The organism is uncultured Sphingomonas sp., from assembly GCF_913778135.1.
Classification (GTDB): domain Bacteria; phylum Pseudomonadota; class Alphaproteobacteria; order Sphingomonadales; family Sphingomonadaceae; genus Sphingomonas.
In genome coordinates, this window is record NZ_CAJYVU010000143.1 from 1 (window position 1) to 11031 (window position 11031).

Sequence of the window (11031 nt, forward strand, 5' to 3'; positions counted from 1 at the left end):
GGCGACGCACGCCATCTGCTGCACGACGAAGGCGGGCGGAACCGGGTGGATGCCCTCGACCCCCAGCGTGTTCTGCGCGGTGAGCGCGGTGACGGCGGTCATGGCGTGGCCGCCGAGCATCGTCACCGTCTTGATGTCGGCCTGGATGCCCGCGCCGCCGCCTGAATCGGAGCCGGCAATGACGAGGATGCGCGGGATCGTCATGCGGCGAAGTTGAGAAAGTTGACACTCACGCGCGTAATCTCAACTTCGTGTAAGCAAGGGCTGGTGAGCATTCGGACGCGATAGCGGCAAGGGTGCGGGTAGGACAGCGTCGCCCCTCAATGTGCGCGAGCATGGCGGGTGGCGGATGCGGGGTGCTTCGCCAGCAGCTTGCCGACGCGCGCAGGGCGGTCGAGCAGCTCGCCACCGCAATCGGGGCAGCGTTCATCGAGCGCGTCGGCGCAATCGGCGCAGAAGGTATTCTCCAGCGAGCAGATGAACGCGCCGCCCTCATCAGCGGGCAAATCGACGCCGCAGCGTTCGCAGTCGGGGCGCATCTCGAGCATGTGGAAGAGATAGCGTGGCGGCGGTGCGGGGGAAAGTGGCGACCTCCGATCACGCAGGCTTGGTACGCGCGGCGCTCAACAAGCGTATTCAGGCATCAAGGGGTCGGCATCACTTTCGCTAGGAAGGTTTTGACGTGATTGCGATATGCTGCATCGGTGAGGCCGCAAATGTCGGCGTGATCGCCAATCGGCACCAGCCACAAACTCTTCGGCCATCGAGCGGCCGCGAACATGGCCCGACTCTCGGCCGGAGGAGTTGACCGATCCTTCGCTCCGCCGATGATGAGGACGGGTCCATGATAGCGTCGCAATGCGGCGAGTGGAGATAATCGGGAGGGCCAGACGCCGAAGCGTAGTGGTGCCTGAAAGCTGAGCAACAGCTCCAGCAGGTAGCCGATGCCTGTGGATGTGCGGCTTGCGATACGATTCCTGATCGCGTGCCTGATATCGGGATAGACGGCTTGCAAGATCAACGCGTTGACGCGGAGTGGACCGTCCTTGCCGAGCAGACTGGCAGCGCCACCAAGCGAGATGCCGATCACCGCCACGGGTGCACCACCCTGCCGATGCCTGAGCCAGTCGAACGCAACCTGCGCGTCCGATGCTTCATCAAGCCCGAAGGTCCGTGCGGCAATGTCGGACTGGCCGTGTCCTCGAAAATCTATGGTGAGGGTCGCGTAGCCAAGGCTTGCCAGCCATGCAGCGTTGCGGGCTGTTTCCTCCCGCGAGGCGCCCACACCGTGCAAAAGCAGCACGGCAGGCGACCGTGTCGCTCGACCGGGAGTGAAGGTCGCCGCGATGCCGACACCGTCCCGCGTCACCAGCCTGAAGTCACGGCTTGGTAGAACCGCCGCCTCGACACGGGAATGATGCCCGGCAACCATGATCGAGCCGGCAAGCCAGCTCACGCCCAAGCCGAGCATTGCCGATAACCCGACAAAGAGCGCGCGTTGCTTTAGCCGCATGCACGTGCGCCGATGCCCACCGCGGTCACCAGACTAGAAGTGGGCATCGCCGTTTGGGTAGGTACAGACGTCTTCGGTACCATGCCGCCTGTACCGGCCACGCATGTTGACCAGGGCGCACTCCTACCCTGCGCGTCGCACCGCTTCGCAGATCGCATCGACGATCTGTTCGACCTGGGCGCGGTCGTCGCCTTCGGCCATGACGCGGATGACCGGTTCGGTGCCCGAAGGCCGGATGACGAGGCGGCCGGTGCCGGCGAGTTCAGCCTCGGCGCGCGCGATCTCGGCCTTGACCGCGTCGTGCTCGAGCGGCTTGCCGCCGGCGAAGCGGACGTTCTTGAGCAGTTGCGGCACCGCCTCGAAGCGGTGGAGCACCTCACTGGCGGGGCGTCCCGCGCGCTTGACCTCGGCGAGCACCTGGAGCGCGGCGACCAGCCCGTCGCCGGTGGTGGCGTAATCGGACAGGATGATGTGCCCCGACTGCTCGCCGCCGACATTGTAGCCGCTGCTGCGCATGCGTTCGAGCACGTGGCGGTCGCCGACCTTGGTACGGACGAGGCCGAGGCCGTGCTGTGCCAGGTGACGTTCGAGGCCGAGGTTCGACATGACGGTGGCGACGAGGCCGTCGCCCTTCAACCGCCCGGCGCGCGCCCAGCCTTCCGCGATCGTCGCCATCAGCTGGTCGCCGTCGATCACGCGGCCGCGCTCGTCGACGACGATCAGGCGGTCGGCGTCGCCGTCGAGGGCGATGCCAATATCGGCGCGCGTTTCCAGCACCTTGGCCGAGAGCGCGGCGGGGTGGGTTGAGCCGATCTTGTCGTTGATGTTGAGGCCGTTGGGGGTGACGCCGATCGAGATCACCTCCGCACCCAGCTCCCACAACGCCTCGGGCGCGACGCTGTAGGCGGCGCCGTTGGCGCAGTCGACGACGACGCGCAGGCCGTCGAGGCGAAGGTCGGCGGGAAAGGTCGTCTTGGCGAAGTGGATGTAGCGGCCGCGCGCGTCGTCGATCCGCTTGGCGCGGCCGATCTCGGCCGGCTGCGCGAGTTCGGCGTCGCCCGCGTCGATCAGCGCCTCGATCGCTTCCTCGTCCTCGTCGGACAGCTTGAACCCGTCGGGGCCGAACAGCTTGATCCCGTTGTCGCCGAACGGATTGTGACTGGCGGAGATCATCACGCCCATGTCGGCACGCATCGACGCGGTCAGCATCGCGACCGCGGGCGTCGGGATCGGGCCGACGAGCGTCACGTCCATGCCGACCGAGGTGAATCCCGCCTGCAATGCGCTTTCGAGCATATAGCCCGACAGGCGCGTGTCCTTGCCGATCACGACACGGTGGCGGTGCTGCCCGCGCAGGAAGTGGCGACCCGCCGCCATGCCGACGCGCATCGCCATTTCGGCGGTCATCGCACCCGCATTGGTAAGCCCACGTATGCCGTCGGTGCCGAAATACTTTCTTGCCATCACGCCTTCCATCCGCTTGCGCTGCCAGGCTCCATAACGAGTGCCGATGAAAAGGGCGATAATGTCGCAGGCGACCCGAATATTACTCTCGCTCGTCGTCGGGTTGTCGGCGGGGATCGCGCTCGCCGCCCTCGCGCCCACTTACGTGGCGGGTGTGGCGAGCGTCGCGGAACCGATCGGCTCGGCGTGGCTGCACGGGTTGCAGATGACGATCGTGCCGCTGGTCGTGTCGCTGCTGGTGACGGGCGTCGCCGCGACCGCGGAGGCCGCGAAGGCCGGGCGGCTCGCCGCGCGCGCGATCGCGCTCTACGTCGTTCTGCTGTTCTGCTCGGCCGCGGCGGCGGCGGTACTGACGCCGTTGTTCCTCGAACTGGTGCCGCTACCCGCTGCATCGGCGGCGGCACTCAGGTCCGCGCTGACGGGTGCGCAGGCGATCCCGGAGGTGCCACCGCTGGGCGAGTTCCTGGCCGGGGTGGTGCCGTCGAACGTGGTCAAGGCAGCGGGCGACAATGCGTTCCTGTCGCTGATCATCTTCACGCTCGTCTTCGCGTTCGCGCTCGGGCGGATCGAGCCCGAGTTGCGCGTGCTGCTGACCAAGTTCTTCACCGCGCTGCGCGACACGATGCTGGTGGTGATCGACTGGGTGCTGTGGATCGCGCCGGTCGGCGTGTTCGCGCTGGCGCTGGTGGTCGGCGCGCGCGCAGGCACCGGCGCGTTCGGGGCGCTGGTGCATTACATCCTGACCGTGGTCGCGGTCGGCGTCGTCGTGTCCTTGTTCGCCTACCCACTCGCGCTGCTGGGTGCGCGATTGCCGCTGGGACGGTTCGTGCGTGCCGCGCTGCCGGCGCAGGTGGTCGCGATCAGCACGCAATCCTCGCTCGCGTCGCTGCCCGCGATGCTGGAGGGCACGCGCACGGCGGGGGTGCCGGTGCGTGTCGGTGGCGTGACCTTGCCGCTGGCAGTCGCGGTGTTTCGCGCCACGGGGCCGGCGATGAACCTGGCGGTCGCGATCTACGTCGCGCGCTGGTTCGGGGTCGAGCTGACGTTCGGCACGATCGCGACCGCGACCGTGGTTGCGACGCTCACCTCGCTCGGATCGGTCAGCCTGCCGGGCACGGTCAGCTACGTCAGCGCGATCGCGCCGGTGGCGGCGACGCTGGGTGCGCCGGTCGCGCCGCTTGGCCTGCTGGTCGCGGTGGAGACGATCCCCGACATCATTCGCACGGTCGGGAACGTAACGATGGACATCGCCACGACTGCCCTGCTCGGCCGCGGGGCGGAGCCCGTGGAGGATGACGAACTGGTCGAGCTGCCCGCCGGTTGATTGACGGCGTGGAGGAAACGACTTATTGACACTATTGTCAGTAAGGAGTCGACCTATGGCTACCCTCCCCCCGTTTCCGGGCACCGACGGCAAGCGCGACTGGCGCAGCGCGATCGATGCGATCAGGAAGCTGATGAACAACGGCGACGACACGCAGCAGGTGTTTCGCATCATGCGCGCGCTGAACGTCGGCAACGCGCCGCAGAATTACGCGCGGCTGATCGCGACCGAGAAGGGTGGCCGCATCGCGCAGGATCATGTCGAACTGGCCGAGCGCTTCACCGATCCCGCTTTCGTCGCGAGCTTCGCGCCGGGCACGGTCGGCGCGGCGTACCGCCACTTCCTCGAATCGACCGGCTATTCGGCAGACGGGCTGGTGGCGGTCAGCAAGCTCCAGCCCGACGAGGACGACATGGTCCACCCCTACGCGTGGATGGGGCGGCGCATCCGCGACACGCACGACATCTGGCACGTGCTGACGGGCTATCAGGCGGACGAGAGCCTGGGCGAGGCGGCGCTGGTCGCATTCAGCTACGCGCAGGTCGGCGGGCTCGGCTGGGCGTTCATCGCCGCGGCGGCGTCGCTGAAGAGCCTGAACGTGACCAAGGGGACGCTGTTCGCGCGTGCCGTGATCGAAGGATATCGCCACGGCCGCGCGGCGAAGTGGATCTCGGGCGAGGATTACCTCGAGTTGCTGCACGAGCCGATCGACGCGGCGCGTCGGCGGCTGAACATCAAGGAGCCGGTCCAGTATCGGCGCGCGCAGCGTGAGCTTGGTCCCGCAATGGCATCGTATCTAAGCGCGCAGAAGGAGCGCGCGGCCGAGCCGGAGCGGTTGGCGGCGTAACGCCGGTGACAGCCACCGCGCGGCCATCCCGGCCGGGCGGTGGATTGGCCGGCACGCCGCCGGTGCGTGCCGGGGTGTCGTGGTTCGGCAAAGCGCGCTACGGACACGCGATGCTCTCGCGGCTGGTGCTCACCGACTTTCGCAATCACGCGGACCTGCAGCTGTCGCCGGCGAGCGGGTTCGTCGTGCTGACGGGACACAATGGCGCTGGCAAGACCAATGTACTGGAAGCGGTGTCGCTGCTGGCGCCCGGCCGTGGCCTGCGCCGCGCGAGCCTGTCGCAGATGGCGCGCAGCGACGGGCCAGGCGGGTTCGGCGTGGCGGCGACGCTCACCGACGGGGTCGAGATCGCAACGGGCACGCTGGCGACCGCGCCCGAGCGTCGTGTAGTGCGCGTGAGCGGTGCGAACGCGAGCGCGGGCGCGCTGGCCGAGCGATTGTCGGTGCTGTGGTTGACACCGGCGATGGACCGGCTGTTCGTCGAACCCGCGGGCGAGCGGCGGCGCTTTCTCGACCGGCTGACGCTCGCGCTGCACCCCGGACACGCGGCCGAGACGCAGCGCTACGACCGCGCGATGCGCGACCGCAACCGCTTGTTGGCGGAGGAGGCGCCCGAGCCCGCCTGGCTCGACGCGCTGGAGGCGCAGATGGTGCGGCACGGATTGGCGCTAGATGCGGCGCGGCGGACCAGTGTGATGGCGCTTGAGGAACGGCTACGCGACGCGCCCGCGATCGATTTCCCGCGCGCGTCGATCGTGCTGGAGGGATGGTCTGATGACGCCGACACGTTCGCCGCCGCGCTGCGCCAGGGGCGTGCGCGCGATGCCGCGGCGGGGCGCGCGCTGGTCGGTCCGCACCGCGTCGACCTGCTCGTCACCCACGTTGACAAGGGCGCAGCCGCCGCACTCGCTTCCACCGGCGAGCAGAAGGCGTTGCTGCTCGGCATGGTGCTGGCGCATGCCGAACTGGTGGCGGAACGGCGCGGGGCGGCGCCGGTGCTGCTGCTCGACGAGGTTGCGGCGCACCTCGACCCGGCGCGGCGCGCGGCGCTGTTCGCGCGATTGTCGGGACGCGGACAGGTGTGGATGACGGGTACCGAGCGCGCATTGTTCGACGCGGCCGATGACGCGATGCACGTAGCGCTTTGATCTACGCCCCGATCATTTGCGCACCGGAGCGATGGCGGAACGTAGCCGGAGCTGAGCCGCTTGAACGATCGACCGGGCGCAGCGTACCGGCGGATTGGATGCGCATGATCAATGTCTATGCGAACACGTTCGTGATGCGGCACACAGCAATGGTGGCGCATCATCGACCCTGACACCGCGCCTGTCATGCCAAAGGTATATGACGACGCGACGGTGCAGCCGCGGTCGGAATGGCGGCGCGGCTGGCGCGTCGTCGTCGCCGCGCTGCTGGGTGCGGGGTTCGGACCCGGATTGTACCAGAATCTGTCGAGCCTCTTCACGCCCGGGCTGGAGCGCGAGTTCGGCTGGTCGCGCGGGGATATCTCGACTGCCGCGGGATTAGCGCTGGTCGGCGTGCTGATCGCGCCCTTCGTCGGGCGTGTGGCCGACCGCGTCGGCGTGCGTCCGGTGATCGTCGCGTCGTCGGCGGTGCTGGTCGCGGCGTATCTGCTGCTGGCGAGCGTCGGCGGCGCGATCTGGCATTATCAGGCGTGCATCGTGTTGCTGGTGCTGGCGGTGCCCGGGACGAGCAGCCTGGTGTACGGCAAGATGATCGCGCTGCGGTTCCGCCATCACCGCGGCACTGCGCTGGCGATCGCGACATCGGGACTGGCGGTCATGACGATCATCGCCGCACCTGCGCTCGGCTGGGTGATAGACGGATGGGGCTGGCGGCGCGGCTTCGTCGCTTTGGGACTGGCGAGTGCGGCGGCGCTGCCGTTCATCCTGCTGGTGATCCGGCCATCGTCGTCGCTCGCCAAACCGACGATCGCGGAGGACGGCGCGCCGCCCGTGATCGTCGCGGGCATGACCGCGGCCGAGGCGCGGCGAGACCCACGCTTCTGGCGCATCGTCATCGGCGCGATGCTGGTCAATCTGGCGACCACCGGACTCGTCACGCAGATCGTGCCGTTAGGATTGGAGATGGGGCTGGACAGCACGCAGGCCTCGGTGCTGCTGACCGCATTCGGGGCGAGTGCAATCGCGGGGCGACTACTGATCGGCGCGCTGATCGACCGTTATCGCCCGCAACCCGCCGCTGCCGCCTTCGCGCTCGTCTCCGCGATCGCCTTCGTCGGGCTCGCCTGGGGGTCCTCGAACCTCGCCGTCGCGCTCGCGCTGGTGTTCATGGCCGGACTGATGAACGGCGCGGAGAACGACCTGCTGCCGTTCCTAGCCGCGCGGTTGTTCGGACTTCGTGCGTTCGGCGAGATCTATGGCAGCGCTATGCCGCTGACATTGGTCGGCACCGCGATCGGGATCATCGGCTTCGGTCGGCTGCATGACCTGTTCGACAATTACGACGCAGCGCTGATCGCGGGCGCGGTCGCGCTGCTGGGTGCGGGCGTATGCTTCCTGTCGTTGCGCGACCGCACGGTACCGACCGATCCGGTGAACCTCGGCTGACGATTTCGGCCAACTCAGGTTAAACCGAATGCCGCGATACGCGTTCGCCTGCGGGGGTTTTGCAGGAGTATGTTCGCGTGAAACAACTGTCTCTTCTGGTCGCCACGGCGGCGACACTGGCTGCCACGGCGGCCTTGCCAGCCACGGCGCAGGGCCGCTGGGATTACCGGCCCGGCGACTATCGCCTGGTCGGCGCGGGCGTCCGGCTGCTCTTCCCCGAATTGCGCAACAGCGCGCGCGGGCAGGCCTTCGTCATGCGCAACTTCGACTACAATCGCGACGGCCGGGTTCAGCCGCGCGAGGCGGAGGCCGCCAACGACGCCTTTGTCGCAATCGCGGGGCCGAACCGCGCGCGCTACGCCTGGCCCGCGGCCGACCGTGTGACGGTGATCGAGGAAACGCGCGTGGTGCCCGGCCGCGGTGGCTGGGACCGCCGCGCAATGCACGATTACGGTTTCCGCCAGACCCCGCGCGGCGCGACGCTGACGCTGCAGGAGGACGTGCTGTTCGCGACCGACAGCGACCGCCTGCGTCCCGGCGCGATCCAGAAGCTGCAGCCGCTCGCCGGCTATCTGCGCGATAATCCGGGCGTGCGTGTCGCGATCGACGGTTTCACCGACTCGCGCGGTACCGATGCGCACAATCAGGACCTGTCGGAGCGTCGCGCCGCGAGCGTCCGCGCAGCATTCGACCAGATGGGCGTGACCCGCGCACGCTTCTCGGTCGTCGGGCACGGCGAGCGCGATCCAGTCGCGACCAACGCAACCGCGGCGGGCATGCGGCAGAACCGCCGCGTTGAGGTGACGCTGCTGGGTCGCCGCGCAAGCGAGTTCGCGCGTTACTGATCAACCGGGCGCTCCCGCCCTCCCGCGCGGGGGCGGGAGCGTCCCATTTCGCTTCCGTTCCGGGCGCGAAATCCCTACATGCTTGATATGGCAAGCGATCCGCAGAACAGCAATTCCAACGAATATGGCGCCTCCTCGATCAAGGTGCTCAAGGGCCTCGACGCGGTGCGCAAGCGGCCGGGCATGTACATCGGCGACACCGATGACGGATCGGGCCTGCACCACATGGTGTTCGAGGTCAGCGACAACGCGATCGACGAGGCGCTGGCGGGGCACTGCGACCGGATCGACATCCAGCTGAACGCCGACGGATCGGTCAGCGTGACCGACAACGGTCGCGGCATCCCGACCGGCATCCACCCGGAGGAAGGCGTGTCGGCGGCCGAGGTCATCATGACGCAGCTGCACGCGGGCGGTAAGTTCGAGAACACCAGCGACACCAACGCGTACAAGGTGTCGGGTGGCCTGCACGGCGTCGGCGTCAGCGTGGTCAATGCGCTGTCCGAGTTCCTCGACCTGACGATCTGGCGCGACGGGCAGGAGCATTACATGCGCTTCGCGCACGGCGACGCGGTCGCGCCACTGAAGGTCGTCGGTACGGCCGAGGAAGGCCAGAAGGGCACGCGCGTCACCTTCCTCCCCTCGCCTTCCACCTTCAAGATTACCGAGTTCGATTTCGAGAAGCTGGAACACCGCTACCGCGAGCTCGCCTTCCTCAACTCGGGTGTGCGCTTGTTCCTGACCGACGCGCGGCACGAGGAGCCGAAGTCGGTCGAGCTCTTCTACGAGGGCGGGATCGCCGCGTTCGTGAAGTATCTCGACCGCAACAAGGCGGCGCTGATGCCCGAGCCGATCGCGATCAACGGCAGTCGCGACGAGGTCGGCATCGACGTCGCGCTGGAGTGGAACGACAGTTATTACGAGAACGTGCTGGCGTTCACCAACAACATCCCCCAGCGCGACGGCGGCACGCATATCGCGGCATTCCGCGCCGCGCTGACGCGCACGCTCAACAATTACGCCGACAAGACGGGGCTCCTGAAGAAGGAGAAGGTCACGCTGACCGGCGACGACATGCGCGAAGGATTGACCGCGATCGTCTCGGTCAAGCTGCCCGACCCCAAATTCTCGTCGCAGACCAAGGACAAATTGGTATCGTCCGAGGTGCGCCAGCCGCTTGAGAGCCTGATGGCGGACAAGCTCGCCGAGTGGCTCGAGGAGAACCCGGCGCACGGCCGCGCGATCATCGGCAAGGTGATCGACGCCGCGGCCGCACGCGAGGCGGCGAAGAAGGCGCGCGAGCTCACCCGGCGCAAGGGTGTGATGGACATCGCCAGCCTGCCCGGCAAGCTCGCCGACTGCCAGGAGCGCGATCCGGCCAAGTCCGAGCTGTTCCTCGTCGAGGGTGACTCCGCGGGCGGATCGGCCAAACAGGGCCGCGACCGGCATTTCCAGGCGATCCTGCCGCTTCGGGGCAAGATCCTGAACGTCGAGCGCGCGCGCTTCGACCGGATGCTCGCCAGCCGCGAGATCGGCACGCTGATCCAGGCGATGGGTACAGGCATCGGGCGCGACGACTTCAACCTCGCCAAATTGCGCTATCACAAGATCGTCATCATGACCGACGCCGACGTCGACGGCGCGCATATCCGCACGCTGTTGCTGACGTTCTTCTACCGCCAGATGCCCGAGATCATTGAGGCGGGGCATCTCTACATCGCGCAGCCGCCGCTCTACAAAGCGACCAAGGCGCGCAGCGAGGTGTATCTGAAGGACGACGCCGCGCTCGACGATTACCTGGTCGAGGCGGGCGTGGGCGCGACGATGCTGGAGACCGCGGGCGGCACGCGCTTCGACGCCGACCTGCGCCTGCTGGTCGACCACGCGCGACGCATGCGGACGCTGATGCGCTACGTGCCGCGTCGCTACGACCCCGCGATCATCGAGACACTGGCGCTAGGCGGCGCGCTCGACCCCGAGGCGTCGCGCGACCAGCGTGTGATGGCGGTGGCGGAGGTGACGCGCCGGCTCGATCAGGGCGATACCGAGGCGACGTGGAGCGCGCAGGTGACCGAGGAAGGCGGCATCCACTTCCAGCGGCTGTGGCGCGGCGTCACCGATCACCACATCGTCGAGGCGGCGTTCCTGTCCTCCGCCGAGGCGCGCAAGCTCCACACGCTCGCCGCCGAGCAGGCCGAGGCTTACGCGCAGGCAGCAAAGCTGGTGCGCTCGAAGGCGGCAGCAGCGGATGTGGTCGAGACGCCGGCCGATGCCGAAGCGACCGACGAGAACGGCGAGGAGACCGTCACCGTCGGCAAGGGCGAGACGCTGGTCGCGCGGCCGTCGCAACTGCTCGACGCGATCCTGCTCGTCGGGCGGCGCGGACTGTCGATCCAGCGCTACAAGGGGCTGGGCGAGATGAACGCCGAGCAACTCTGGGAAAC

10 protein-coding genes are annotated in these 11031 nt (G+C 68.0%); 6 read left to right on the plus strand and 4 right to left on the minus strand.

The genetic code is table 11. From position 1 onward, the window contains the following. The 4 genes from QZ847_RS13080 to glmM form a co-directional block, all read right to left on the minus strand. Positions 1 to 204, minus strand: a 204-nt coding sequence (locus tag QZ847_RS13080; protein ID WP_294357130.1) for a bifunctional hydroxymethylpyrimidine kinase/phosphomethylpyrimidine kinase, incomplete at its 3' end; no start/stop codon positions are given. Between the two features lie 116 nt (positions 205 to 320). Beyond that, positions 321 to 548 (minus strand): DUF1272 domain-containing protein, encoded by a 228-nt coding sequence (locus tag QZ847_RS13085; protein WP_294191461.1) that lies wholly within the window; start codon positions 546 to 548, stop codon positions 321 to 323. Positions 549 to 643: 95 nt separating this feature from the next. Then, positions 644 to 1513, minus strand: a complete 870-nt coding sequence (locus QZ847_RS13090; RefSeq protein ID WP_294357133.1) for an alpha/beta fold hydrolase — start codon at positions 1511 to 1513, stop codon at positions 644 to 646. A gap of 123 nt (positions 1514 to 1636) precedes the next feature. Then, positions 1637 to 2977, minus strand: coding sequence for a phosphoglucosamine mutase (gene glmM / locus QZ847_RS13095; RefSeq protein WP_294357134.1), 1341 nt, complete (start codon positions 2975 to 2977; stop codon positions 1637 to 1639). Between the two features lie 61 nt (positions 2978 to 3038). Between glmM and QZ847_RS13100 the strand changes: the two genes are divergently transcribed. From QZ847_RS13100 to gyrB, 6 genes are all read left to right on the plus strand, one after another. Then, positions 3039 to 4301 carry a cation:dicarboxylase symporter family transporter gene (locus tag QZ847_RS13100; protein WP_294357142.1) on the plus strand — a complete coding sequence of 421 codons (1263 nt, stop codon included), beginning with the start codon at positions 3039 to 3041 and terminating at the stop codon, positions 4299 to 4301. Between the two features lie 55 nt (positions 4302 to 4356). After that, entirely contained in the window at positions 4357 to 5148 is a 792-nt protein-coding gene (locus QZ847_RS13105; protein WP_294357135.1) for a Coq4 family protein, read from the plus strand. Positions 5149 to 5258: 110 nt separating this feature from the next. Further along, entirely contained in the window at positions 5259 to 6296 is a 1038-nt protein-coding gene (gene recF / locus QZ847_RS13110; RefSeq protein WP_294357144.1) for a DNA replication/repair protein RecF, read from the plus strand. Between the two features lie 186 nt (positions 6297 to 6482). Further along, positions 6483 to 7742 (plus strand): MFS transporter, encoded by a 1260-nt coding sequence (locus tag QZ847_RS13115; protein WP_294357137.1) that lies wholly within the window; start codon positions 6483 to 6485, stop codon positions 7740 to 7742. A 77-nt stretch (positions 7743 to 7819) separates the two neighbouring features. After that, positions 7820 to 8587, plus strand: a complete 768-nt coding sequence (locus QZ847_RS13120) for an OmpA family protein (protein WP_294357139.1) — start codon at positions 7820 to 7822, stop codon at positions 8585 to 8587. 87 nt (positions 8588 to 8674) lie between these two features. After that, positions 8675 to 11031 (plus strand): DNA topoisomerase (ATP-hydrolyzing) subunit B (gyrB, locus tag QZ847_RS13125; protein WP_294357146.1); only part of this gene is annotated, 2357 nt, incomplete at its 3' end.

What these genes read in the sequence shown, in the direction of transcription:
- QZ847_RS13085 (WP_294191461.1), bottom strand. Translation starts at nt 548, where the DNA reads ATGCTCGAGATGCGCCCCGACTGCGAACGCTGCGGCGTCGATTTGCCC.
- QZ847_RS13090 (WP_294357133.1), bottom strand. Translation starts at nt 1,513, where the DNA reads ATGCGGCTAAAGCAACGCGCGCTCTTTGTCGGGTTATCGGCAATGCTC.
- glmM (WP_294357134.1), bottom strand. Translation starts at nt 2,977, where the DNA reads ATGGCAAGAAAGTATTTCGGCACCGACGGCATACGTGGGCTTACCAAT.
- QZ847_RS13100 (WP_294357142.1), top strand. Translation starts at nt 3,039, where the DNA reads ATGTCGCAGGCGACCCGAATATTACTCTCGCTCGTCGTCGGGTTGTCG.
- QZ847_RS13105 (WP_294357135.1), top strand. Translation starts at nt 4,357, where the DNA reads ATGGCTACCCTCCCCCCGTTTCCGGGCACCGACGGCAAGCGCGACTGG.
- recF (WP_294357144.1), top strand. Translation starts at nt 5,259, where the DNA reads ATGCTCTCGCGGCTGGTGCTCACCGACTTTCGCAATCACGCGGACCTG.
- QZ847_RS13115 (WP_294357137.1), top strand. Translation starts at nt 6,483, where the DNA reads ATGCCAAAGGTATATGACGACGCGACGGTGCAGCCGCGGTCGGAATGG.